The organism is Bradyrhizobium sp. (genome assembly GCF_050014615.1).
Taxonomy (GTDB): domain Bacteria; phylum Pseudomonadota; class Alphaproteobacteria; order Rhizobiales; family Xanthobacteraceae; genus Bradyrhizobium.
Map to the genome: position 1 here is coordinate 1 of NZ_JBEKCZ010000024.1, position 24,406 is coordinate 24,406.

25 protein-coding genes, 2 tRNA genes and 1 pseudogene are annotated in these 24,406 nt (G+C 63.1%); 16 read left to right on the forward strand and 12 right to left on the reverse strand.

The annotated features are described in order from the left end of the window. Window positions 1-351: pseudogene (locus tag ABR948_RS06115) on the forward strand (alpha/beta hydrolase); the annotation flags it as partial. 128 nt (window positions 352-479) lie between these two features. Here ABR948_RS06115 and queG read toward each other — a convergent pair. Beyond that, the gene (queG, locus tag ABR948_RS06120; RefSeq protein ID WP_428114639.1) at window positions 480-1,664 is read right to left on the reverse strand and encodes a tRNA epoxyqueuosine(34) reductase QueG; all 1,185 of its coding nucleotides are present in this window, start codon (window positions 1,662-1,664) and stop codon (window positions 480-482) included. Beyond that, a complete protein-coding gene (locus ABR948_RS06125; protein ID WP_428114642.1) occupies window positions 1,613-2,305 on the reverse strand; it encodes a glutathione S-transferase family protein in 693 nt (230 codons plus the stop codon). The genes queG and ABR948_RS06125 overlap by 52 nt, the downstream gene beginning before the upstream one ends. A gap of 179 nt (window positions 2,306-2,484) precedes the next feature. Between ABR948_RS06125 and ABR948_RS06130 the strand changes: the two genes are divergently transcribed. Continuing rightward, entirely contained in the window at window positions 2,485-3,291 is an 807-nt protein-coding gene (locus tag ABR948_RS06130; protein ID WP_428114644.1) for an undecaprenyl-diphosphate phosphatase, read from the forward strand. 149 nt (window positions 3,292-3,440) lie between these two features. Here the strand turns inward: ABR948_RS06130 and ABR948_RS06135 are convergent, their stop codons facing one another. Further along, window positions 3,441-4,409: a complex I NDUFA9 subunit family protein gene (locus ABR948_RS06135; protein WP_428114646.1), complete on the reverse strand. Its 969-nt coding sequence runs from the start codon at window positions 4,407-4,409 to the stop codon at window positions 3,441-3,443. 150 nt (window positions 4,410-4,559) lie between these two features. Here ABR948_RS06135 and ABR948_RS06140 point away from each other — a divergent pair. Beyond that, window positions 4,560-4,646: transfer RNA gene (locus tag ABR948_RS06140), tRNA-Leu, on the forward strand. A gap of 52 nt (window positions 4,647-4,698) precedes the next feature. On the opposite strand, the gene ABR948_RS06145 is transcribed toward ABR948_RS06140, so the two are convergent. Together ABR948_RS06145 and ABR948_RS06150 are read right to left on the reverse strand one after the other, a co-directional pair. After that, window positions 4,699-5,970, reverse strand: a complete 1,272-nt coding sequence (locus ABR948_RS06145; RefSeq protein WP_428114648.1) for an MFS transporter — start codon at window positions 5,968-5,970, stop codon at window positions 4,699-4,701. Between the two features lie 226 nt (window positions 5,971-6,196). After that, window positions 6,197-6,778 carry a TetR/AcrR family transcriptional regulator gene (locus tag ABR948_RS06150; RefSeq protein ID WP_428114651.1) on the reverse strand — a complete coding sequence of 194 codons (582 nt, stop codon included), beginning with the start codon at window positions 6,776-6,778 and terminating at the stop codon, window positions 6,197-6,199. Between the two features lie 180 nt (window positions 6,779-6,958). On the opposite strand from ABR948_RS06150, the gene ABR948_RS06155 reads away from it, so the two are divergent. The 8 genes from ABR948_RS06155 to ptsN all read left to right on the forward strand — a co-directional run bounded on the left by ABR948_RS06155 (window position 6,959) and on the right by ptsN (window position 14,251). Beyond that, complete coding sequence (locus ABR948_RS06155) at window positions 6,959-7,390, forward strand: ester cyclase (protein WP_428114653.1); 432 nt, start codon at window positions 6,959-6,961, stop codon at window positions 7,388-7,390. Window positions 7,391-7,549: 159 nt separating this feature from the next. Then, complete coding sequence (locus tag ABR948_RS06160; RefSeq protein ID WP_428114655.1) at window positions 7,550-8,176, forward strand: ribonuclease D; 627 nt, start codon at window positions 7,550-7,552, stop codon at window positions 8,174-8,176. Window positions 8,177-8,320: 144 nt separating this feature from the next. Next, window positions 8,321-9,085 carry an LPS export ABC transporter periplasmic protein LptC gene (gene lptC, locus ABR948_RS06165; RefSeq protein WP_428114657.1) on the forward strand — a complete coding sequence of 255 codons (765 nt, stop codon included), beginning with the start codon at window positions 8,321-8,323 and terminating at the stop codon, window positions 9,083-9,085. Between the two features lie 11 nt (window positions 9,086-9,096). Next, window positions 9,097-9,822, forward strand: a complete 726-nt coding sequence (locus tag ABR948_RS06170; protein WP_428114715.1) for an LptA/OstA family protein — start codon at window positions 9,097-9,099, stop codon at window positions 9,820-9,822. A 272-nt stretch (window positions 9,823-10,094) separates the two neighbouring features. Continuing rightward, on the forward strand, window positions 10,095-11,093 hold the full coding sequence (lptB, locus tag ABR948_RS06175; RefSeq protein WP_428114660.1) for an LPS export ABC transporter ATP-binding protein: 999 nt from the start codon (window positions 10,095-10,097) through the stop codon (window positions 11,091-11,093). 117 nt (window positions 11,094-11,210) lie between these two features. Further along, complete coding sequence (rpoN, locus tag ABR948_RS06180; RefSeq protein WP_428114663.1) at window positions 11,211-12,872, forward strand: RNA polymerase factor sigma-54; 1,662 nt, start codon at window positions 11,211-11,213, stop codon at window positions 12,870-12,872. Window positions 12,873-12,961: 89 nt separating this feature from the next. After that, complete coding sequence (hpf, locus tag ABR948_RS06185; RefSeq protein WP_428114666.1) at window positions 12,962-13,570, forward strand: ribosome hibernation-promoting factor, HPF/YfiA family; 609 nt, start codon at window positions 12,962-12,964, stop codon at window positions 13,568-13,570. 219 nt (window positions 13,571-13,789) lie between these two features. Further along, window positions 13,790-14,251: a PTS IIA-like nitrogen regulatory protein PtsN gene (gene ptsN, locus ABR948_RS06190; RefSeq protein ID WP_213735763.1), complete on the forward strand. Its 462-nt coding sequence runs from the start codon at window positions 13,790-13,792 to the stop codon at window positions 14,249-14,251. A gap of 364 nt (window positions 14,252-14,615) precedes the next feature. On the opposite strand, the gene ABR948_RS06195 is transcribed toward ptsN, so the two are convergent. The 4 genes from ABR948_RS06195 to ABR948_RS06210 all read right to left on the reverse strand — a co-directional run bounded on the left by ABR948_RS06195 (window position 14,616) and on the right by ABR948_RS06210 (window position 17,375). After that, on the reverse strand, window positions 14,616-14,882 hold the full coding sequence (locus ABR948_RS06195; protein WP_428114669.1) for a BQ00720 family protein: 267 nt from the start codon (window positions 14,880-14,882) through the stop codon (window positions 14,616-14,618). Window positions 14,883-14,932: 50 nt separating this feature from the next. Continuing rightward, entirely contained in the window at window positions 14,933-15,358 is a 426-nt protein-coding gene (locus tag ABR948_RS06200; RefSeq protein ID WP_428114671.1) for an Hsp20 family protein, read from the reverse strand. 190 nt (window positions 15,359-15,548) lie between these two features. Then, a complete protein-coding gene (locus ABR948_RS06205; protein WP_428114674.1) occupies window positions 15,549-16,754 on the reverse strand; it encodes a CaiB/BaiF CoA transferase family protein in 1,206 nt (401 codons plus the stop codon). Between the two features lie 195 nt (window positions 16,755-16,949). Next, complete coding sequence (locus ABR948_RS06210) at window positions 16,950-17,375, reverse strand: organic hydroperoxide resistance protein (RefSeq protein WP_428114676.1); 426 nt, start codon at window positions 17,373-17,375, stop codon at window positions 16,950-16,952. Window positions 17,376-17,541: 166 nt separating this feature from the next. On the opposite strand from ABR948_RS06210, the gene ABR948_RS06215 reads away from it, so the two are divergent. Then, complete coding sequence (locus ABR948_RS06215) at window positions 17,542-18,000, forward strand: MarR family winged helix-turn-helix transcriptional regulator (protein ID WP_428114679.1); 459 nt, start codon at window positions 17,542-17,544, stop codon at window positions 17,998-18,000. A gap of 63 nt (window positions 18,001-18,063) precedes the next feature. On the opposite strand, the gene ABR948_RS06220 is transcribed toward ABR948_RS06215, so the two are convergent. The 3 genes from ABR948_RS06220 to ABR948_RS06230 form a co-directional block, all read right to left on the reverse strand. Next, a complete protein-coding gene (locus ABR948_RS06220; protein WP_428114682.1) occupies window positions 18,064-18,258 on the reverse strand; it encodes a GIY-YIG nuclease family protein in 195 nt (64 codons plus the stop codon). A gap of 97 nt (window positions 18,259-18,355) precedes the next feature. Then, window positions 18,356-18,431 (reverse strand) — tRNA-Ala (locus ABR948_RS06225). Between the two features lie 94 nt (window positions 18,432-18,525). Beyond that, on the reverse strand, window positions 18,526-18,951 hold the full coding sequence (locus ABR948_RS06230) for a TIGR02300 family protein (RefSeq protein WP_079606505.1): 426 nt from the start codon (window positions 18,949-18,951) through the stop codon (window positions 18,526-18,528). A gap of 146 nt (window positions 18,952-19,097) precedes the next feature. On the opposite strand from ABR948_RS06230, the gene aroA reads away from it, so the two are divergent. The 4 genes from aroA to sppA all read left to right on the forward strand — a co-directional run bounded on the left by aroA (window position 19,098) and on the right by sppA (window position 24,333). Beyond that, entirely contained in the window at window positions 19,098-20,447 is a 1,350-nt protein-coding gene (gene aroA, locus ABR948_RS06235; protein WP_428114685.1) for a 3-phosphoshikimate 1-carboxyvinyltransferase, read from the forward strand. After that, complete coding sequence (gene cmk, locus ABR948_RS06240; RefSeq protein WP_428114688.1) at window positions 20,444-21,082, forward strand: (d)CMP kinase; 639 nt, start codon at window positions 20,444-20,446, stop codon at window positions 21,080-21,082. Before aroA ends, cmk begins: the two co-directional genes overlap by 4 nt. Before the next feature lie 265 nt (window positions 21,083-21,347). Beyond that, window positions 21,348-23,051, forward strand: a complete 1,704-nt coding sequence (gene rpsA / locus ABR948_RS06245) for a 30S ribosomal protein S1 (protein ID WP_428114690.1) — start codon at window positions 21,348-21,350, stop codon at window positions 23,049-23,051. Window positions 23,052-23,352: 301 nt separating this feature from the next. Further along, window positions 23,353-24,333 carry a signal peptide peptidase SppA gene (sppA, locus tag ABR948_RS06250; RefSeq protein ID WP_428114693.1) on the forward strand — a complete coding sequence of 327 codons (981 nt, stop codon included), beginning with the start codon at window positions 23,353-23,355 and terminating at the stop codon, window positions 24,331-24,333. The last annotated feature ends 73 nt before the right edge of the window (window positions 24,334-24,406 follow it).

The window sequence follows — 24,406 nt, forward strand, 5'->3', positions numbered from 1 at the left end:
ACCGAAGAGCTGATGTGGAAGGGCTTTTCGCCGCAGGCCCGGCACGAGATCGAGACCAAGGGGGTGTGGTTGCGGCCGTCCGAATATGGCGACCCCTATCCGATCACGCGGGCGCTGATCGAGGAGGGCCGCAACCATCTGCTGCTTGGCAGCGTCATCGACGTCGGATGCCCGGTTCGCATCCTGCAGGGCGCGCAGGATCCGGACGTGCCATGGCGGCACGCCTTCGCGCTGGCGCATCGGCTGCCGGTGGACGACGTGGTGCTGACGGTAATCCAGGATGGCGATCACCGCCTGTCGCGACCGCAGGACATCGCGCGGATGCTGGCCGCGGTGGCGGAGATGGGGTGAGGCTTTTTATTCCGTCATTCCGGGGCGGCGCGATAGCGCCGAACCCGGAAGTTCGAGATTCCCCGATGTGCAATTGCACATCTGAGGTTCGCTCGTTTCACTCGCGCCCCGGAATGACGAGGAAAACGTCAAGCGCCATACCACTCGGCGCGCACGGTCTCATCGCTCTCGGCCTCGATGCCCTCCGCCGCCAGCGCCGCAAACTCCTCGGGCGGCATCAATTGCGACAGCGCCCACACCGCGGCGCCGCGAACCAGCGGGCTCTGGTCGGCCAGCAGATGTTTGGCCTCGATGGCCAGGGCGCCGTCGTTCGAATTGCCGATCGCGATCAGGACATTGCGGATGAAGCGGTCGCGGCCGATGCGCTTGACCGGCGATTTTGTAAATCGCGCGCGAAACGCCGTGTCATCGAGACGCACGAGGTCCGCGAGCGCCGGCGCACGCAAATCCTCACGCGCCGCGAGTTTGGCCTCATGGCCGGCTTGCGCGAATTTGTTCCAGGGGCAGACCGCGAGGCAATCGTCGCAGCCATAGATGCGGTTGCCGATGGCTTTTCGAAATTCGTGCGGGATCGGGCCCTTGTTTTCGATGGTGAGATAGGAAATGCAGCGCCGCGCATCGAGCTTGTAGGGCGCCGGAAACGCCGCGGTCGGGCAGATGTCGAGACAGGCCCGGCACGAGCCGCAATGATCGCTGTCGGCCGCGTCGCGCGGCAGCTCCGATGCGGTGAAGATCGCGCCGAGAAACAGCCATGAGCCGAGCTGGCGCGAGACGAGATTGGTATGCTTGCCCTGCCAGCCCAGTCCCGCCGCCTGCGCCAGCGGCTTTTCCATCACCGCGGCGGTGTCGACGAACACCTTGACCTCGTCGCCGGAGGCGGCGACCAGCCATCGCGCCAGCACCTTCAGGCGCTTCTTGATCACGTCGTGGTAATCGTCGCCCTGCGCATAGACCGAGATCGCGCCGCGGCTGCGCTGCCGCAGAATCAAAAGCGGATCCTGATCGGGGCCGTAATTGACGCCGAGCATGATCACCGAGCGTACGCCCGGCCACAGCACGCGCGGATCGGTGCGCCGCTGTGGATGTGCCGCCAGCCAGTCCATGTCGCCATGCGCGCCGGCATCGAGGAATTCGCGGAAATATTGTCCTGCCTGCGCGATCGCATCGGGGCCGGTGACGCCGATGCAATCGAACCCGAGCGCACGGGCTTCGTCGGCGAGTTTTTGCTTCAGCTCGGTGGGAGCAAGGCTGGCAGGTTGGTTCAGAAGTCGAGGTCCACATAGGTCTGCGACGCCGGCACGCCCGCCAGCCATTCGCTCAACAGCGGACGGAACGAGGGGCGGGATTTCACCCGCGCGTACCAGGCCTTTGCCGCGTCGTCCTCGATCCATGGCACGTCGCCCAGATAATCGATCGCCGAAAGATGCGCCGCGGCGGCGAGGTCCGCATAGGTGAGGCGGTCGCCGGCGAGAAAATTCCGTGTTCGCGCCAGCCAGCCGATATAGGCCAGATGATAGCGCACATTGGCCTTCGCCGCGCGGATCACTTCCGCCGCCGGCGCGCCGCCGCCATCGCCCTCGCTGATGAAGCGCTTGTAGATGCGCTCGGTGACCAGCGGATTGGACGCTTCCTCGAAAAACTTGTCGTTGAACCACGACATCAGCCGGCGCACTTCGATGCGCTCGCTGATCGCTGCCGGCATCAGCCGGCGCTCTCCGATCTCGGCGCCATGGGTTTCATCCAGATATTCGGCGATCACAGCGGCGCCGGGAATCGGAGGCCGGCCTTCGGCGATCAATACCGGCGTGGTGCCCGCCGGGTTCAGTGCCAGAAAAGCCTCGCGCCGCTCCCAGACCCGCTCTTCCACCAGGCGCAGATCGAGCCCGTGTTCGCCAAGCGCCAGGCGAATGAAGCGCGAATGCGGGCAGAACGGATGATGAAACAGCGTGAACATATATTCCTTGATAAATTTGCGGTGCTTAAGAAACTCTCACCACACGGCGCAGTGCGGCGTCAAACTACAGAAGCGGACGAACGAGGCAACCCTGTGTTGCCGTATTTTGACGTTGCGGCGGGCAGGCGAATAAGCGAGAAGAACGCGGCTTTTTGCGGTCGAGCACAACGGACCACGTCATGATGTCTGATTCAATAAGGGCGGTCATTCTCGGCATTATCGAGGGTGTCACGGAATTCCTCCCGGTATCGTCGACCGGCCATCTGCTGCTGGCGGAACGTTTCTTCAATCTCGGCGAGGGCAGTTTCTGGAACAGTTTCACGGTGCTGATTCAGCTCGGCGCCATCCTGGCCATTCTTGCGATCTATTTCGTCAAATTGTGGCGGATCGCGCTCGGCATGTTCTCCAATCCCGCTGACCGGCGCTTCGTCATCGGCGTGCTGGTGGCGTTTCTGCCGGCGGCCGTGATCGGTGCCGCGGCCGGCAGCTACATCAAGTCCTATTTGTTCAATCCGTGGGTGGTGTGCTTTTCGCTGATCGTCGGCGGGGCGATCCTGCTGTGGGTCGATCAGCTCGATCACGATCCGCACGAGCATGACGCCACGACATTCCCGCTGCCGATGTATCTGGCGATCGGATTCGCGCAGTGCCTGGCGATGATCCCCGGCGTGTCACGCTCCGGCGCCAGCATCGTCGCGGCGATGCTGCTCGGCGCCGACAAGCGCGCGGCGGCGGAATTCTCGTTCTTCCTCGCGATCCCGACCATGGTCGGCGCGTTCGCCTATGACCTCTACAAGAACCGCGGCGACATGACCGCCGATCATATCGGGCTGATCGCGATCGGCTTCGTGGTCTCGTTCGTGACCGCGATCATCGTGGTGAAGACGTTCCTGAATTACGTCACCCGCCACGGCTTCACGCTGTTCGCATGGTGGCGCGTCATCGTCGGCACGCTCGGCCTGATCGCGCTGGCGATGGGGCGGTAGAACTATTCGCAATTTGTCCGGTGTCGTCCCGGCGAACGCCGGGACCCATAACCACCGGCGTTAGGTGTGACAGAAGGTGTCTACGCCCCGGGGCTAACACGATAGGCCGCGGCGTATGGGTTCCGGCGTTCGCCGGGACGACGGATCGTTTAAGCGTTCTTCTTCTGAAATTGCCCGGCGGCGCGGAAGCGCCAGAGATATTGGGGTGCGATCGCTTCCAGCGAATCGGCTGATATGCCGAGGCCCTCCAGGGTGAGGCCGGCGGCTTTCGCCGCGTCGGACACGATATTGTCGCTGCGCAGCAGCGCCACCTGATCCGGCGTCAGCTTCAGCGCGCCGGGCGCGAACTGCAGGAACAGCGCCTGGAATTTCGCCAGCCCGAACGGCAGTGAAATCAGCATGCGCTGGCGTTCGGTGGTCGCCAGGATGATTTCCATGATCTCGCGCATCGTCAGCACTTCCGGGCCGCCGAGCTCGTAGGTCGCGCCGGCCTTGGTCTTGCCGTCGACAGCGTCGGCGACGGCGGTCGCGACATCGCCGACATAGACCGGCTGCAATTTGGTCACCCCTCCGCCGATCAGCGGCAGCGCCGGCGACATCCGCGCCAGCGCGGCAAAGCGGTTGGTGAACTGATCCTCGGGCCCGAACACGACCGAGGGCCGCAGGATCGTGGCGGAGGGGACGGCCGACAGTACCGCCTCTTCGCCGGCGGCCTTGGCGCGGGCGTAGCGCGACAGCGAGTGCTCGTCGGCGCCGATGGCGGAGACATGTACCATCCGCGCGCCGGCCGCGGCGGCGGCCTTGGCCACGGAACCTGCACCCGCCCCCTGCACCGCATCGAAGGTCTGCGCGCCGCTCTCCGCCAGGATGCCGACCAGGTTGATGGCGACATGGCTGTCGCGCATCGCGGCCTCGACCGACGCCGGATAGCGCAGATTGGCCTGGACGGCGTGGATCTGGCCGACCTTGCCGAGCGGCTGCAGGTGACCGGCCAGTTCCGGCCGTCGCACCGCCACCCGGACGCGGTAATCGCGCTTGCAGAGCGCGCGGACCACGCTTCGCCCCAGAAAGCCCGATCCTCCGAAAACCGTAACCAGGGTGTCCAGATTCGATGCCATGGGGTCATTTCCTGCGGGTCAGACGAGAGGGATTCACGAGGCTGTTTAGCGCTTTCACGCCGCGCCGTCATGCCCCGCTGGGTAGTATATTTGGCGCGCCGGTCGCCAATTTGACAAGCGCGCGACCGATCCGTAGTAACCGCCCCTAATGCCCAGGTGGCGGAATTGGTAGACGCGCTGGCTTCAGGTGCCAGTGGCTTAACGGCCGTGAAGGTTCGAGTCCTTTCCTGGGCACCATTGATTTATGTTGGATCGCCGGATCGGGCCGCTGCAGCCCGATCTGCTCTCGTCAAACCACCTGCTTGCCGAGCTGGTTCGCGACCGACTTCTGCACAAAATACATCGCGATCAGCGACAGGATCGACGTCGCGACGACGATGTATCCGAGCCGGTCGAAATGCCGCAGCGAACCGTCGGCATTTTGCGCGATGATCGCCGCCGCCAGCACCGACCCCAGCCCGCCGGAGAGCTGCTGCAGGGACGCGCTGATCGCGCTGAACGAGCCGCGTTGACTGGGGACGGGGATCGCCGAAATCAGCGTCTGCGACGGGATCATGCGCGAAAAGATGCCGACGAACATCAGGACATTGACGATGATCACGGTGGTCAACCCGACGTGACCGAGATGGGTGTAGATCAGCACCATGACCACCGACACCGCGCTGCCGAATATGAAGACCGGATACTTGCCGAACGTGTCGCTCGCCCGGCCGACCAGAGGGCCGGTGAAAATGCTGAACAGGCCGGAGACGAGATAGATGGTCGGAAGATGCACGATATCGATGCCGATATTGTTCACCGTATAGGCGCTGCCGAACGGCATCAGCATGAAGCCGCCGGTCGCCAGCAACGTCGTCACCCCGAAGGCCAGCGTATAGCGCGGCTGTCCGACGGTCTCGATCAAGTGCTGAAAGGCGTTGTTGTCCTGCTTGAGCTTGAGATGGGCGTTGACCGGACGCATCACCAGCAACACGGCGGCGATCGTGGCGATCGACAGGCCGACCAGCGCGCCGAAGGCGACATGCCAGCTCCAGTGATTGGAGAGAAAAAGCCCGGCCGGAATGCCCAGCACCTGGCTGGCCGCGAACGCGGTCTGCACGAAGCCCATCACCCGGCCGCGCAGATGCAACGGAAACAGGTCGGTGACGATGGCCAGAACGACGGAGCCGACCACGCCGCCGAACAATCCGGTCACGATCCTGCCGAGCAGGAGCAAATGGTAGTTCGGCGCCAGGGCGCAAAGCGCGGTGCCCGCGGTGAAACCGAGATAGAAGAACAACAGCAGGCGTTTGCGATCGAACCGATCGGCGAAGCCGGCGGCCAGGATGCCTGAAATCCCGGCGCTGAAGGCATAGGCCGAAACCGCCACGCCGAACTGCGCCGCCGTGATATTCAGCGCCGGCATGATGATGGCACCGAGCGGCGACATGATCATGAAGTCGAGAATGATCGTGAACTGGACGAAGGCGAGCAAGGCGACGAGGAGCGATTGGTAACGGGAGAAGCCGCGCTGCTGTTCTTGCTGTTCGTCGATCGGCGCTACCACGGTTTGTTCGGTCATGATGCTCATTCAAAGGGCGATGGCGCGCGGCAAATTCAAGGCCGACACGTTCAAGAACGAAAAGCGGGCGAGACGCTGTCGGATCCAAAGCAAAGGTTGGACGTATTGCCGCGTCAGGCTTCCAAATGGAAATGACGAATATTTTATTTCTGGAGCATGATCCGGAAAAGTAGGGACCGGTTTTCCCTCGCGACAAACGCCAGAGGCGTTTGCGCGGAGGTCATGCTCAAACAAGATTGGCAGGCGTGACCAGAAGTTTCAATGCCTGTTCGGCGCGCTGCATCGGCGCCAGGCTGCGGTAGGTGCGCGCCAGCAACAGCGCGCCTTCGAGTTGGCTCAGCACCAGGGTCGCGGTCAGATCGGCGCGGTCTGAAGTCATGCCGAAGCGCTCCAGCCCTCGCCTGATTTCGTTTTCCCACTTCTCGAAGGCGCCACGGGTCGCGGCGCCCAGCCCATCGGATTGCGCCGATGTTTCGAGCGCGGTGGTCGCGATCGGGCAACCTTCCCTGAAATCGGACTTTTCCAGATCGGACGCCATGCCGCGGGCGATCCGCGTCACAAACATCTCGGCGCTCTCGGAAGTCTCGGCGGCGTGCGCGATGGCCTGGCGCACGGCTTCGCCGGCGAGTGTCAGCGCGGTCTCGCCGATCTCCTCCTTGCCCCCCGGGAAATGGAAATAGAGCGAGCCCCGCGGCGAGCCGCCGGCGGCCAGAATGTCGTGCAAAGCGGTGCCGTGATAGCCCTGCTGGCGAAACAACCGGGCCGCGGCGGCCAGCGTTTTCCCTTTGGAATCAGAAGCTTTGGCCATGCCCGCAAATATCACTTGCAAATCAGTATGTCGACCTTCATAGTATGTAGGATGACATACATATTTCTCCCGATCGCGGCATTGTTGTTCATCCCGGCACCCAGCCTCGCTCAAGGAGGCTTCGTTCAAAGAAGCGTCGCGCAGACCCAGCAAACCCCCGTCAGTATCGAGGAAAAAGCCATGACCAGCCTCACGCAAGCGCAAGCCCGCGCCGCCATCGCGCCCTGGTACAGCCTGTTCAACATCGCCAGCCGGGGCGACGTGAAAGCGATCCAGGAGCAAATCCTGACCGAAGATTATGAATCCTGCGCCGGCTATCTGCCGGGCGAGTGTTGGGGCCGCGAGACCTCGATCAAGGTGGTGTCGAATTTTGCCAACAGCATTCCCGACATGACATTCGACATCAAGGAAGTGCTGGTGGCGGGCGATCGCGTCATCGTTCGCGGCGAGGTGACCGGCACGCCGTCGGGCGACCTGTTTGGCGTGCCGCATTCCGGCAGGAGCTTCCGGATCATGGCCGTCGACATCCAGACCATCCGGGACGGCAAGATCGCCCGGACCTTCCATATGGAAAACTGGCTCAGCGCCATCGGCCAGCTGCGCGCCAAATAAGTGCGGTCAGCGCGCCGGGCCTGTCGCCGGCCCATCGAACCCGGGCGCCGGCGCGATTTGTCCTGATTTTATTGGCCTGAGTGGCGGCCCTGCCGCTCGCCTCTTTCGAATTTGGGCGGTAGTTTGGTCCGCATCGATTCGACGAGGTTTTAACGCATCATGACTGTACGCCTGCATCGCGGCGATCTGGCTGATCTGTCCCGCTACACCGATTCGGTGGCGATCGATACCGAGACCATGGGCTTGCATCCGCATCGCGACCGGCTCTGCGTGGTGCAGATGTCGAATGGCGACGGCAGCGCCGACGTCATCCAGATCCCGAAGGATCACGGCAAGAATCCAGCCGACGCGCCGAATTTGAAGGCGCTGCTCGCCAATCCGAAAATCACCAAAATCTTCCATTTCGCGCGGTTCGATCTCGCCGCCCTCTACAATGCCTTCGGTGTGATGCCGCATCCGGTGTACTGCACCAAGATCGCCTCGCGGCTGACCCGCACCTACACCGACCGCCACGGCCTGAAGGATCTGGTGCGCGAGGTGCTCAACATCGATCTGTCGAAGCAGCAGCAATCCAGCGACTGGGGCTCGCAAACCCTGAGCGAGGCGCAGCTGGCCTACGCCGCGTCGGACGTGCTGCATCTGCATGGCCTGCGCGAACGCCTCGATCTCATGCTGGCGCGCGAAGGCCGCACCGGCCTGGCGCAGGCCTGTTTCGAATTTCTACCGACGCGGGCGAAGCTCGACCTGCAGGGCTGGGACACCGAGGATATTTTCGCGCATTCGTGAGCCGCCAGACCTGTTCAAGCGCCCATTCAGGCGCTTGCCGGCCGCCCCTGCCCCGTTTCGGACACACTCGTAACACGAGGTCCCGGCTGCGCAGTCCGGCGATCCCGGGTAGAATGATCAGGTCTTGCTTCGCCGGGAGCGGTGGTGAATTCGGTTCAGAATCCTGCCTATCAAGCTGGAATGGAGGCGCGCTTTGCCATCGCCGCGCGCCACAGCCGGATCGTGCGGGTGCTGCGGGTTGCGGTCCCGGCGGCGGTGGTGCTGTCGATGGCGGCGATCGTCCTGGTGTCGATCTTCAATCCATTCCGGATGCTGTTGCCCAAGCTGCCGATCGAGATGGACAACCTCGTCGTCTCCGGCACCAAGATCACGATGGAATCGCCGCATATGTCCGGTTACACGCCTGATCGGCGGCCCTACGAGGTCTGGGCCAAGACCGCGACCCAGGACGTCACCGATCCGGATCACGTCGACCTCAGGACATTGCGGGCCAAGCTGTTGATGGAGGATCAGTCGACCGTGACGCTGGATGCGCTGACCGGGCTGATGGATAACAAACAGCAATTGCTCGATTTGCATAAGGACATCTACTTGCAGACCTCTACAGGCTATGAAGCGTGGCTGAGCCAGGCCTTTGTCGACATGGCCAATGGCACGGTGACGTCGGACGAACATGTCGACGTGAAATGGGCGGACGGAACGATATCCTCCGACCGGCTCAGGATTACCGGTGGTGGCGAGGTGGTGAGGTTTGAAGGCAATGTCGTGATGAACATCGACAAGCTGCCGCCTCCCGAGAGCGCGCCCGAGCCTGCGCCGCCTCCGGCTCCCGCCCATCCCGCCAGGGATTCCGCCAAGGATTCTGCCAAGACGCGGTCGGTGGCCAGCAAATCCGCTAACCCGAAATGATGTTGATGAGGATGGTCTTGTCGCGCAGTACCCGGTTTTGGTTTCGGCGCATCGCATATTGCGTCGGCGCGGCCGCGCTCGCGCTCGCGATGGCCGGCGACGGGGCCAGCGCGCAGAGCGCGGTCACCGGCGTGCCCAATGCGATGCAGGGCTTTTCGCAAAATCGCGATCAGCCGATCCAGATCGAAGCCGCCACGCTTGAGATGCGCGACAAGAAAAAGGAAGCGACCTTCGCCGGCAATGTGAAGGTGATTCAGGGCGACACCACCATGACGTCGAAAACGCTGGTGGTGTTCTACGAATCAAATTCGGCAGCCCCCGCCGCCGCCCCCGCGGCCACGTCGAAGACGGCGGCAAAAGCGGCGCCGGCCCCCGCGGCGCCGATCCAGTCCGCGACCCCCGGTCCCGGTGGCGCTTCGTCGATCAAGCGGCTGGAAGCCCGAGGCAATGTGGTGGTGACACAGAAGGACCAGATCGTCACCGGCGAAACCGCGGTGTTCGACACCAAGACCAACCTGGTCACCATGCTCGGCGGCGTGGTCCTGACCCAGGGCAAGAATGTGCTGCGCGGCGATCGCCTGCTGGTGGACATGACCACCGGCGTGTCGCGGGTGGAATCCGACTCAGGCCGCGTGCAGGGCCTGTTCCAGTCGTCCGGCCAGAGCGGCCCGGGCCTCCCGGGCGCGCCGCCGGCCAGCAGCCCGTCCGGGCCGGGGAACTCAAATAAACCTAAGTAATATCAATTACCTTGTGTGAAGTCGGGGCGCGACGAGGTTGAACGCATCGGCGCCAGCCTATATCTACCCAGCCGCGCCCGGAACAATCGGCCGGGCGCGGGACCTTTTCGCCTAACCGCTGACACTTTGGCGGGCCATGCCCTAGCCGTGCGATCCCCCTCACATCGAGGGTGTTTCGCTGGGCAAGGGGCGTCCATTCCTTCATGTTGCGCGAGCGATCGAATCGCCGCGGCGGGTCGCGGGATCACCGTGAAAGGCTGAACGAAGCGGGAATGGTGGATTTACTCGGCATGTTTCGTCGACGCCCGGCCAAACGCGGCGCGCCCGGATTCGCGCGCTCGCGCGCGGATATCACCGCGCTCGGCGACAGCATGGGCGAGATGTTGACGAGCCCGGTGCGCGACGCGCCGCCGATGGCCCGCGATACGCCGCTGCCGAAACTGGATCCGCCCCGGGCCGAAAAACCGCGCCCGACGCCAGTCAAGAGCCCGGCCAAGACTCCTCCTGCCAAGACCAACGGCGCGGCCGCCCCGCGGCCGTCACCGCGCGTGGGCTATCTGGCTGTGCATAGCGTGGAAAAGAGTTTCGGCACCCGCCAGGTCGTGCGCGGCGTCAGTATCTATGTTCGCCGCGGCGAGGCGGTGGGTTTGCTGGGGCCGAACGGCGCGGGCAAGACCACGGTTTTCTACATGATCACCGGCCTGATCAAGGCGGATCGCGGCAGCATCGAGCTCGACGGCCACGACGTCACCAAGCTGCCGATGTATCAGCGCGCGCGGCTCGGCATCGGCTATCTGCCGCAGGAGGCCTCGATCTTTCGCGGTCTGACCGTGGAGCAGAATATCCGCGCCGTGCTCGAAGTGGTCGAGCCTTCCAAGAAGAAACGCGAGGCCGAACTCAATTCCCTGCTCGACGAATTCAACATCACGCGGTTGCGGAAAACGCCGTCGATTGCGCTGTCGGGCGGCGAACGGCGCCGCGTCGAGATCGCCCGCGCGCTGGCGACCCGGCCCAATTACATGCTGCTCGACGAACCCTTCGCCGGCATCGATCCGATCGCGGTCGGCGACATTCAGGATCTGGTCCGCCATCTCACCAATCGCGGCATCGGCGTGCTGATTACCGACCACAATGTGCGCGAGACGCTGGGCCTGACCGATCGCGCCTATATCGTTTATGCGGGGGAGATCTTGACGGAGGGAAGTCCCGATGAGATCGTCAACGATCCGGATGTACGCCGTCTTTACCTCGGCGAGGAATTCCGGCTTTAACCCTCGCGGGAATTTCGCCTCTAGTCCATTTTTACAATTCGTCAAGCCGTGTACATCGGCTCAGGACTAGTTTAAGCAAGAATCGGACCAACTTTTTCGGGATCGGTTCTTGCCTCCATGGCGCTGACGCAAAGATTAGAGTTCCGCCAATCGCAGTCGCTGGTGATGACGCCGCAGCTGATGCAGGCGATCAAGCTGCTGCAGCTGTCGAATCTCGACCTCTCGGCCTTTGTCGAGGAGGAACTGGAGCGAAATCCGCTGCTTGAGCGCGCCAGCGACGGCTCCGAGCCCCCGGTGGCCGGCGAACCGATGCCGGAACGGGCCGAATTCTCCGATTCCGACGAGGGAGGGTCCGCCTACGGCGACGATGCCGGCGGCGAGCGTTCCGAGTTCAGCAACGGTTCCACGAGCGAGAATTTCGAGCCGGTCCAGGAAGAATGGATGAACCGCGACCTCGGCAGCCGCGCCGAGATCGAGCAGACCCTCGATACCGGGCTCGACAATGTGTTCTCCGAGGAGCCGGCGGAGGCCGCGGCGCGCACCGCGCAGGACGCGGCGCCGACCGCCTATACCGAATGGGGCGGCGGCGCCTCCAATGATGACAGCTACAACCTTGAAGCCTTCGTCGCCGCCGAGATTACGCTCGGCAGTCATCTCGCCGAACAATTGGCGGTGGCTTTCGCGGCCCCGGCGCAGCGCATGATTGGCCAATACCTGATCGATCTGGTCGATGAAGCCGGTTATCTGCCGGCGGATCTGGGCCAGGCCGCCGAGCGGCTCGGGGCGTCGCCGGCGGACGTCGAACAGGTTCTGGCGGTGCTGCAGAAATTCGATCCGCCCGGGGTCTGCGCGCGATCCTTAAGCGAGTGCCTCGCGATCCAGCTGCGCGAACTCAATCGTTACGACCCGGCGATGCAGGCGCTGGTCGAACATCTCGATCTGCTGGCCAAGCGCGATATCGCCGCCTTGCGAAAATTCTGCGGTGTCGATGACGATGATATCACCGACATGATCGGCGAAATCCGCCGTCTCGATCCGAAGCCGGGCCTGAAATTCGGCTCGGCACGGATGCAGACCATGGTGCCGGACGTCTATGTGCGGCCCGGGCCCGATGGCGGCTGGCACGTCGAGCTCAACAGCGACACGCTGCCGCGCGTGCTGGTCAATCAGGTCTATTATACCGAGCTGTCGAAGACGATCCGCAAGGACGGCGACAAATCCTATTTCAGCGATTGCCTGCAGAACGCGACCTGGCTGGTCCGCGCGCTCGACCAGCGCGCCCGCACCATCCTCAAGGTCGCAACCGAGATCGTGCGCCAGCAGGATGGCTTCTTCACCCATGGCGTGGCGCATCTGCGGCCGCTCAATTTGAAAGCGGTGGCGGATGCGATCCAGATGCATGAATCGACGGTGTCGCGGGTCACCGCCAACAAATACATGGCGACCAATCGCGGCAGTTTCGAATTAAAGTATTTCTTCACCGCCTCGATCGCATCGGCCGACGGCGGCGAAGCCCATTCGGCGGAGGCGGTTCGGCACCACATCAAACAACTGATCGATGCCGAAGACCCGGCGGTGATACTTTCGGACGACACCATCGTGGAACGATTGCGCGAATCGGGCATTGATATCGCCCGTCGCACCGTCGCGAAATACCGCGAAGCGATGCGAATCCCCTCGTCGGTGCAGCGGCGCCGCGACAAACAAAGTATGCTCGGTAATGCGCTCTCGGCGCCCGCCGCCTCCTCTGACCGGTCCCGGGATACGCAGCCTGCCTGATGACGCCTGATTGCGGGTCTAATTGCGTCTTGGCCAAATCGGCATAGTGTCGGTTCCGTTCCAGAATCGAGGCCTCAAGAGGGATCAACATGACTCTCCGAATCTCGGGAAAAAGCATCAGCGTCGGTGACGCGTTGCGCGGACGCGTCAGCGAGCGCACCGATGAAGTGCTGCGCAAATATTTCGATGGCAACTATTCCGGCCACATCACGCTGAGCAAGGATGGTTTCGGTTTCCGCACCGACTGCGCGCTGCATCTGGATTCCGGAATCACGCTTGAGGCGGATTCCAACGCCGCCGACGCCTATGCCAGCGCCGATCAGGCCTTGATCATGATCGAGAAGCGGCTGCGCCGCTACAAGAGCCGCCTCAAGGATCGCTCCGCCCGCAAGGCCCATGCGGCCTCGGCGGCGCTGGCGGAGATGGTGGCCCCGACGCTGGACGCGCCGAGCTATGTGATCGAGGCGCCGGCGGATGGCGATGACGAGATCGCCGGCTACAGCCCGGTCATCATCGCCGAGGCCACCACCGCGCTGAAGCGCCTTTCGGTCAGCGAAGCCGTGATGGAACTGGATTTGACCGGCGCCGTCTGCATCGTGTTCCAGCATGGCTCCAGCGGCCGGGTGAACATCATTTACCGGCGGCCGGACGGCAATGTGGGTTGGGTCGATCCCCCTGTGGTTAACTCCGGGGGGTAGGGTGTGCCCGGCATTGACGCCCCCGGGGCCCCTCCCTATGGTCCGCGCCCTTAACGATAGGGGGTGGGAATACCTCCGCGGGAGTTGGCACCGCGCTTGCGTTGGAGTAGAAGCCCCCCAATTAGGATCAGGCGGAAGGCCGCTCCCGCCCCATCTCCTTGACGACAACAGCTGAAGCCTATTTCGCAACCTGACGGTCAATTCACCTCGGAACGCCCAATGACGATTACCGACCTGGTCGCACCCGAGGCGATTCTCCCGGCATTGAAAGTCAACAGCAAGAAGCAGGCGCTGCAGGAACTGGCGGCGCGGGCCGCCAGCCTGACCGGGCAGAACGAACGCGCGGTCTTCGAGGTGCTGTTGCAGCGGGAGAAGCTCGGCACCACCGCGGTCGGCTATGGCGTCGCGATCCCGCACGGCAAGCTGCCCAAACTGGAAAAGCTGTTCGGGTTGTTTGCCCGTCTTGAGCGCCCGATCGATTTCGAGGCGATGGACGGCCAGCCGGTCGATCTGGTGTTCCTGCTGCTGGCGCCGGAAGGCGCGGGCGCCGATCACCTCAAGGCGCTGGCCCGCATCGCCCGGCTGTTGCGCGATCAGGATGTCGCCAAGAAATTGCGCGCCTCGCGCGACGCCCAGGCGATCTATTCGGTGCTGGCGCTGCCGCCGGCAAGCGCCGCGTAGAGCGTTTTCAAGCCAACGGGCCGCGCGAATGCGCGCCCGATGACAGGCTCCGTGGACACCGGTTCGCGTAAAGAAAACGCGTCAAAAAAGATTAACGCCGGCGGCTGTTATCGCCAGGCACAGCCTTCCGCCTTGCGCGGATTTCTCCACGCCCCGCCATCGATCTGTTTGTGAAAATGCTTGTTGCGAAAATCGATTTGGAAAGATCGATGGATACGCGGGGGTTTACGCCCGCGTATGACATCGTCTTCAGCTTCGCTACGCCCCGTCGGTGACAGGAGCAACGGCTCGGTCAGTGACACGAGCAAGCGCTTCGTCAGTGACACGAGCAATGGCTCGGTCAGTGACAGAAGCAAGCGCTTCGTCAGTGAACGCTGACGGCCTGCAGTTCATTGCTCCAGGCGTTGGCGATCGCGGCTTCCCGGCTATCGGTCAGCATGATCGGCGTGCCGTCGGCGGCATGGAGCGCGAACAGCTTCAGGCCCGGTGCGATCTTCGGCGCCTCGGGAAACAGTCCCGGTACATCCTCGGAGCGGATCTGCTTCACATAGGCGATATGGCCTTCGCCCAGGCTCGCCAGCGCCTCGGTGGAGACACCGGCTGTTTCAAACACTACTTCAGCTTCAGTCATGGTCTCGACTCCTCTGTCAGACTAAGCGGTCGAGTCCGCTCCTCGTTCCATTATTCGTGTTCATTGATAGCAATTGTCTTAACGACCTTTTCCGGCTCCGGCCGGGCCAGATCGATCGACAACAGCCCGTTTTTCAGATCCGCGCCCAGCACCAGCATCCCCTCCGCCAGCACGAAGGTGCGCTGGAAGTGGCGCGCGGCGATGCCGCGATGGATGTATTGCCGGGCCTTGTCGTCCTGCTGGCGGCCCCGGATCACGAGCTGGTTTTCCTCAATGGTTACATCGAGTTGGTCGCGGGTAAATCCCGCCACCGCCAGCGTGATGCGCAAGCGTTCAGGCTGGCCATTGCTGCGGTCGCAGCGCTCGATGTTGTAGGGAGGATAACCGTCGGCGCCTTTGACGACGCGATCGAGCGCACGCTCGATTTCGTCGAATCCCAACAGGAACGGACTGGATAGCGAAGGAACACGCGACATAGTTTGCAAAGTCCTCTCGAAGCGACTTTGAAGTTTCAGGGCCCTTGCGGCGCCCCATTGCGACCGGATGGCGGATTTGCCGCCCGATCAATAGCCAATATGGGCATGATTTGAAGGGTGTTCAAGCACCTCAGGAATCCGCTTTGGGCCGTGGCAAAGCGCCGCTACCCGTCGCATCGAGCTCGAAAGGTTAACGCTTACGCTCCGGGCCGCAAACGACGCCCTTGGCGACCAGCGCGTCGATCTCGCTGCCGGAATAGCCAAACTCCGTCAGCACCTCGGTGGCGTGCTGGCTGAATTTCGGCGGCACGCGGCGCAGGCTCGGCTTGCTGCGGTCGAGACGGATCGGGGAAGCAACCCCCTTGTACCAGTCCTTTTCGATGACATCGCCGCGATAGACGGTGTGGCTGTTGGTCAGGGCCTGGTCGATCGACTGCACCGGTCCGGCCGGCAGCCCGGCCGCGAGCAGCCGATCGCACAAGGGCGCGGCGTCGTGCTGACTGAACACCGCGGCGAGCTCGGCGCGCAGCGCATCGCGGTTGGCGATGCGGTCCTTGTTGCGCGCAAAGCGCGGATCGGTGCCGAGTTCGGGCTTGCCGATTTCCTTGGCCAGCTTGCGGAAGGTGCCGTCATTGCCGACACCGATGAAGATGTTGTCGGTGCGGGTCGGGAAGATCGCATAGGGCACCAGATTGGGATGCTCGTTGCCGGTGAGCTGCGGCGGCTTGCCGTGCATGAAATAATTCGCGGCATGCGGATGCATGACGGCGAGGCCGGTTTCGTACAGCGTGGTTTCGAGAAACTGCCCGACGCCGGATCGTTGCCGCTCCGAAAGCGCCATCAGGATTCCGATCGCCGCATAAAGCCCTGTCGTGATGTCGACAACGGGAACGCCGATCCGCATAGGTCCGGATTGCGGCGAGCCGGTCGCGGCAATCATTCCGGTCATGGCCTGGATGATCGCGTCATAGCCGGGATTGCCGCCGCGCGGGCCGTCGGCGCCGAAGCCCGAGATCCGGCAATGCACGAGTTTGGGAAATTTTTGGCGCAGCACGTCGTTGCCGATGCCCCATTTGTCGAGCGTGCCCGGTTTGAAATTTTCGATCAGGACGTCGGCGCTCTCCAGCATCTTCATCAGCACATTGCGGCCGCCCTCGGACGCGAGGTCGAGGCCGATCGAGCGCTTGTTGCGGTTGATGCCGACGAAATAGGCCGCGTCATCTTCATGGAACGGCGGTCCCCAGTCGCGCACCTCGTCGCCGGCGGGCGGCTCGACCTTGATCACGTCAGCGCCGTGATCGGCCAGGATCTGCGTGCAATAGGGGCCGCCGAGCACCCGCGTGAGGTCGATCACGCGCAGTCCGGTCATGGCGCCAGCGGCGGTTTGAGAACTCATGGAAACAACCTTCGCTCAAAGGGGAATCAATCGGAACAGGAAGTGCGTTCGATTTCCAGAGCTAGCGAGGTTCGGCCGCGCCAGCAATGCTTTCTGGCGCGTAGGCGTATGTCAGGACGGCCGTCGAGGTGGACCTCGCCGGCCGCCGGTCGACTTAGGTGCGGCGAACAGCCCGCGGTTGTCTTGGGCGGGCCGTTACACAACCTTCAGCCGAACATCCACATTGCCCCGCGTGGCGTTGGAATAGGGGCATACCTGGTGTGCCTTCTCCACCAGAGCCTCGGCCTCGGTGCGGGCAAGCCCGGGCAGCGAGACGTCGAGGGCGATATCCAGGCCAAAGCCGCCGGCCGCGCGCGGTCCGATGCCCACGGTCGAGGTCACCGACGCATCGGCGGGCACTTTCGGGCCGCCTTGCGAAGCCACGAACTTCATCGCACCGATGAAGCAGGCGGCATATCCGGCCGCGAAAAGCTGTTCGGGATTGTTGCCGGCGCCGCCGCCGCCTCCGAGTTCCTTCGGCGTGGCGAGTTTGACTTTCAACGATCCATCCAGCGTGGCAGCCTCGCCGTCACGGCCGCCAGTAGCCTTGGCGCTGGTTTTGTAGAGCACATTTACCGACATGGTGGTCTCCTCCGGTTGCGGTTTCAACGCCATTTGTATTGCACACAATTGAATTGTGTGCAATACAACAAATATTGAACGTGTACAATTTAATTGGCTGCAATTGATTGCGGGCAGGGCCGGGCCCAGAATGAACCGGTGAGTCTGTGATCTGACGAGGTGGCCCATGGCCAAGAAAAACGGGATCGACCAGCCGCTGCTGCTCGGCAATCAACTGTGTTTCGCGATCTATTCCACCGCGCACGCGTTCAACCGGGTCTACAAGCCATTGCTTGAGCGGCTCGGGCTGACCTATCCGCAATATCTGGCGATGCTGGTGCTGTGGGAGCGCGACGGCCTGTCCGTCAGGGAGATCGGCGATCGGCTGTTTCTCGATTCCGGCACCCTGACCCCGCTGCTCAAGCGGCTCGAGGCCGCCGAACTCATCAAGCGCACCCGCAGCACCGAAGACGAGCGGCAAGTGCTGATCGCGCTGACCTCCCGGGGGCAGGCCCTTCGCGAAAAGGCCCGGGCGGTGCCCCAGGCGATCCTTGCCGCCTCGGCCTGCTCGGTCACCGAGCTGACGGCGATGAAGAACCAGCTGATCGGCCTTCGTGACCGGCTGAATTCCGCGCTCGGGGAGTAGCTGCTTGCGGCGGTTTCAGTCGTCACAGGCGCTTCTTCGCAAAGGCGCGGCCGGAGCCAGACTTCAAATATTTTCAAATGCGAAAGCCTGCTTTTCGTCGCTAAACGCGACATAGGTTTTCAACTTCCACGGTCTGTATTTCGAAGTATGCGCCACTTTGCCCGCGTTGTGCTTGACCAATCTAGCTGGCACGTCGTCGGTGATGCCGACGTAGAAGTGCTCAAGATCCTGACTTTCTAGGATGTAAACGTATTTCATCGGTTGCCGAGGCCCGTCTTCGCCCTTCGGGCTACGACGCGGCAGCCTTCGCTTCGATGGGGCTTGCCGAGCCGAAGCAGGCGCAGCCTGCGAAGGCTGGTGGAGCCAGGCGGGATCGAACCGCCGACCTCTTGCATGCCATGCAAGCGCTCTCCCAGCTGAGCTATGGCCCCTTAACCTGTCGTCAGAGCATGGTCTTTCGGATCATGCTCTCCACACGCCTGTGGGCGGCGCGGGCAAAACCCTGAACACAGTTCAGGGCTGATCTCAAGTCTCCTCGTCGCCGCCGACGTCGCCGATAATGTCGGTGACGTCCTCGTCGCCTTCTTCCTCGTCGGCGATGAAGGTCGAATCATCATCGTCGTCGTCTTCGATGGTTTCGTCGATCTCGATATCGTCTTCCGATTCGGGAACGACAGCCTTGACCTTGCCGGTGTTCTCCTCGGCGTCGGCTTCCTCGAGCGGCACCAATTCTTCCGCCTCGACCGGTTCCGGCGTTGCCTCGGCGGCCGAGGCGGCGGCGGCCGCGCTGGCGCGCGCGGCGGCGTCGGCGCGGGTGCGCGGTGGTGGAATCGGCGCGATCGGCACCACCTCGCCAGTATAGGGCGAGATCACCGGGTTCTTGTTGAGGTCGTAGAATTTCTTACCCGTCGTCGGGCAAATGCGTTTGGTTCCGAGATCGGATTTGGCCACGTGTGGAATCCTGGGAATTTTTCGAAAAACGGTGCTTCACTTGGCTAGTTGAGACGCTGCTGTCAATAGCGCTTTGCGGGAGACAGAGGCTATCGTGACGCCGCGCGCCCCATGTGATACCTGCCGCCAGCGCAGAGGACACAATCTTGACCCATTCGGATCACCTTGCAGATCGACCGACGCCGCTTGAAGCCCGCTCCAGCGGACCCCTGACCGGGAAGGTCCGGGTTCCCGGCGACAAGTCGATTTCGCACCGTGCCCTGATTTTGGGCGCGCTGGCGGTTGGCGAAACCCGGATTTCGGGCCTGCTGGAGGGCGAAGACGTGTTGAATACCGCCAAAGCCATGCGGGCTTTGGGCGCCCGGGTGGAACGATCCGGGGATTTTGCCTGGTCGGTACGCGGCGTCGGGGTGACCGGGTTCGCGCAGCCGGAGGCCCCGCTCGATTTCGGCAATTCCGGCACCGGCTGCCGGCTGGTGATGGGCGCGGTCGCCGGTTGCCCGATTACGGCTGTTTTCGACGGCGACGCGTCGCTGCGCTCGAGACCGATGCGGCGGGTGCTCGATCCCCTGGAATTGATGGGCGCCAGGGTCGGCGCCAGCGGGCCAGGCGGCCGCCTGCCGCTGACGCTCCATGGCGCGCGCGACCCGTTGCCGATTCTTTACCGCACCCCGGTGGCTTCGGCGCAGATCAAATCCGCCGTGCTGCTGGCAGGGCTGGCCGCGCCTGGCGTCACCACCGTGATCGAGACCGAGGCCAGCCGCGACCACACCGAGCTGATGCTGAAACATTTCGGCGCGCAGATCGTCTCAACGCCGGAAGGCCGTCACGGCCGCAGCATCGCCCTCATCGGACAGCCTGAACTGCATGGCGCGGAAGTTGTGGTGCCGGCCGATCCGTCATCGGCGGCATTCCCGATCGTGGCGGCATTGATTGTCGAAGGTTCCGACATCGTGCTGTCGGATGTCATGACCAATCCGCTGCGCACCGGGCTGTTCACGACGCTGCGCGAGATGGGCGCCTCGATCGAGGAAAGCCTGGTTCGTGGCGACGCCGGCGAGCCGATGGCGCAGTTTCGGGTGCGCGCCTCGCGGCTGCGTGGCGTCGAGGTGCCGCCGGAGCGCGCGCCCTCGATGATCGACGAATATCTGGTGCTGGCGGTGGCGGCGGCCTTTGCCGAAGGCACCACCATCATGCGCGGCCTGCAGGAATTGCGGGTCAAGGAATCCGACCGGCTGGAGGCGACTGCCGCGATGCTGCGCGTCAACGGCGTCAAGGTCGAGATCGTGGGCGATGACCTGATCGTCGAAGGCAAGGGCCATGTCGCGGGCGATGGTCTGGTCGCCACCCACATGGATCATCGTATCGCGATGTCGGCGCTGGTGATGGGTCTTGCCTCCGACAAGCCGGTCAAGGTCGACGATACCGCGTTCATCGCCACCAGTTTTCCGGATTTCATTCCGATGATGCGTTCGCTGGGGGCGGAGTTTTCATGATCATCGCCATCGACGGACCGGCGGCCTCGGGAAAAGGCACGCTCGGCAAGCGCCTCGCCAAGCATTACGGCTATCGTCACCTTGATACCGGCGTGATCTACCGGGCGGTCGCCAAGGCGCTGCTCGACGCCGGCGCCGACCTGACCGACGAGGTACTCGCGGTCTCCGCGGCGCTTGAGCTCGATCCCGAAAAATTCGGCAATCCGGCGCTGAAGACCCAGGAAGTGGGCGACGCCGCCTCCGTGGTCTCGGCGATTCCCAGGGTACGGGAGGTATTACTGAACTTTCAGCGGCAATTCGCGGCCGGTCCGCCGGGCGCGGTGCTCGACGGCCGCGACATCGGAACCGTGATCTGCCCGGACGCCGATGTGAAGATTTTCGTCGTCGCCGACCCGAAAGTCCGCGCCCGGCGCCGGACCCTGGAAGCCAGGGCCAGGGGTGAGGACGCCGACGAGGCCGCGGTGCTGGCCGATATTCTGCGGCGCGACGAACGCGACCGGAACCGGCCGACCGCCCCCCTGAAAGCGGCAGCGGATGCTCACTTGCTCGATAACTCGCATTTGGATATAGAAGGCGGCGTCCGGGCCGCCATCGACATTGTCGAGGCCGTCCGAGCGGGCCGGCAGCGGGTTTGAACGTTTTCGTATGAGCGTGTTCAAACGAAACCGCTGCCGTCATTGGAGGAAAGCCCGCTCCAGGTCTTGAACATCGATATCCCGAGGCCGATTTGCTTCGTTCAGGTTCCGGATAAAAACCAACGTATCGAACGTGCAGTCATGCTGCCGGCCCGCTGTTGCGCTTTTCGCAAACGCGGTCGTTAGGGGTTGCGGACCTCTAACACTTCACGCCCGATGCGCCCCTTAACCCCAATCGCCGGCGATACCCGCATCTGGAGAACAAATGGCTTCGACTGCTGCTTCCTATAATCCTTCCCGCGACGATTTTGCCGCCATGCTCGACGAATCCTTCGCCGGCGGCAACCTGCAGGAAAGCTCTGTCATCAAGGGCATTGTGGTTGCGATCGAGAAGGACATGGCCGTCATCGACGTCGGCCTCAAGACCGAAGGCCGCGTGGCGCTGCGTGAATTCGCAGGACCCGGCCGCGAAAGCGAACTCAAGGTCGGCGACGAGGTCGAGGTGTTCCTCGACCGCATCGAGAATGCGCTCGGCGAAGCCGTGCTGTCGCGCGACAAGGCGCGCCGCGAGGAGAGCTGGGGCAAGCTCGAGAAGGCCTTCAACAACAACGAGAAGGTTCACGGCGTCATCTTCAATCAGGTCAAGGGCGGCTTCACCGTCGACCTCGACGGCGCGGTGGCCTTCCTGCCGCGCTCCCAGGTCGATATCCGCCCGATCCGCGACGTCGCGCCGCTGATGAACAATTCGCAGCCGTTCCAGATCCTCAAGATGGACCGGCGCCGCGGCAACATCGTGGTGTCGCGCCGGACCGTTCTGGAAGAGACCCGCGCCGAGCAGCGCCAGGAACTGGTGCAGAATCTCGAAGAGGGTCAGGTCATCGACGGCGTCGTCAAGAACATCACCGATTACGGTGCGTTCGTCGACCTCGGCGGCATCGACGGCCTGCTGCACGTCACCGATATCGCCTGGCGCCGGGTCAATCACCCGACCGAAGTGCTGACCATCGGTCAGACCGTGAAGGTCAAGATCATCAAGATCAACCACGAGACCCACCGCATCTCGCTCGGCATGAAGCAATTGCTTGATGATCCGTGGCAGGGCATCGAGGCCAAGTATCCGCTCAATTCGCGCTTCACCGGCCGCGTCACCAACATCACCGACTACGGCGCGTTCGTCGAACTGGAGCCGGGCATCGAAGGTCTGATCCACGTCTCGGAAATGTCGTGGACCAAGAAGAACATGCATCCCGGCAAGATCGTTTCGACCTCGCAGGAAGTCGAAGTGCAGGTTCTCGAAGTCGATTCGGTCAAGCGCCGGATTTCGCTCGGCCTCAAGCAGACCATGCGCAATCCCTGGGAAGTGTTCATCGAGAAGTTCCCGGTCGGATCGACGGTCGAGGGCGAGGTCAAGAACAAGACCGAGTTCGGCCTGTTCCTCGGCCTCGAGGGCGACGTCGACGGCATGGTCCATCTGTCCGATCTCGACTGGAAGCTGCCGGGCGAGCAGGTGATCGACAACTTCAAGAAGGGCGACATGGTCAAGGCCGTGGTGCTCGACGTCGATGTCGAGAAGGAGCGCATCTCGCTCGGCGTCAAGCAGCTCGAGGGCGATCCGTTCGCCGAGCCGGGCGACGTCAAGAAGGGCGCGGTCGTGACCTGCGAAGTGCTCGAGGTGAAGGAAAGCGGCATCGATGTGAAGATCGCCGGAACCGACTTCACCACCTTCATCAAGCGGTCCGAACTGGCGCGTGAGCGCTCCGATCAGCGCGCCGAGCGTTTCGCCGTCGGCGAAAAGGTCGACGCGCGCGTGATCCAGTTCGACAAGAAGGCCCGCAAGGTGCAGGTCTCGATCAAGGCGCTGGAAGTCGCCGAAGAGAAGGAGGCCATCGCGCAGTATGGCTCCTCCGATTCGGGGGCGACGCTGGGCGACATTCTCGGCACCGCGCTCAAGCAGCGCACCGACAAGTAAGCCTGGCTTCCTGACCGTCATAAAACGAGGCCCCGGTTCGCAACCGGGGCCTTTTTTGCGACTCCCATCGTCATCCCGGCGAACGCCGGGATCCATACGCCGTGTCCTGCGAGGGGGACGCTGGAAAAATCTTCAGCGACGATCAATATCGGTGGTTATCGGCCCGGCGTTCGCCCGGACGACCAAAGGGCCTTGTTTTCTTCATATTGCACCGCAATTGATGTATTCAGGGCACGCTATATTAGGGTTGTGCGGAGAACACCGTACACAGCCACCGAGACCGCTTCCGGGAGAATTTTCGATGTCGCTTGATTCAGACGTGATCGTCGATCGCCGCAGGATACGCCGCAAGCTGACGTTCTGGCGCGTGGTCGCGGCCTTGATCGCCATCGTCGCGATCGTCACCCTTGCCGTGGTGGCGACGCCGGGCGGACGCGGCGCGCTCGCGACCTCGGGCTCGATTGCCCGCGTCAATATCGAAGGCCTGATCCGCAGCGACCAGGAACGCGTCGCGGCACTGGAACGGCTGGAGAAATCGCAAGCCGCGGCGGTGGTCGTGCATATCAATTCGCCCGGCGGCACCACGGCCGGGTCCGAGCAGCTCTATGACGCGCTGGTGCGGCTGAAGGCCAAGAAGCCGCTGGTCGTGGTGGTCGAGGGGCTGGCGGCATCGGGCGGCTATATCGCCGCGATCGCGGCCGATCACATCGTCGCCCAGCAGAGTTCGCTGGTCGGTTCAATCGGCGTGCTGTTTCAATTTCCCAATTTCACCGAATTGCTGAAAACCGTTGGCGTCAAGGTCGAAGAGGTGAAGTCTTCGCCGCTGAAAGCAGCGCCCAACGGGTTTGAGCCGACCAGTCCGGAAGCGCGCGCGGCGCTCGACGCGCTGGTGAAGGATTCCTACGCGTGGTTTCGCGGCCTCGTCAAAGAGCGGCGCGGCATGGACGACGAACTGCTCGAAAAAGTCGCCGACGGGCGGGTCTTCACCGGCCATCAGGCGGTCGATCTCAAGCTGATCGATCAGCTCGGCGACGAGAAGACCGCGGTGGCATGGCTGGTGGCGCAGAAAGGTGTCAAGGCCGATCTGCCGGTGCGCGATTACAAACTGACGCCCCGGTTCAGTGACCTGACTTTCTTGCGAACCGCCGCGTCCATCACGCTCGACGCGCTTGGTTTGAGCGCGATTGCGCGTCAGGTCGAACAGGCCGGTGTAGTGCAGGCGGTTGATCGGCTGGGGCTGGATGGCATGCTGGCGTTGTGGCATCCCGCAGGGGCCAATTGAACCGTATGTCCGGTTTCGGTCCCGTCCTCCCGCATTGCGAGCACTGTCACAATACCCAATCCGGCCATTTGTC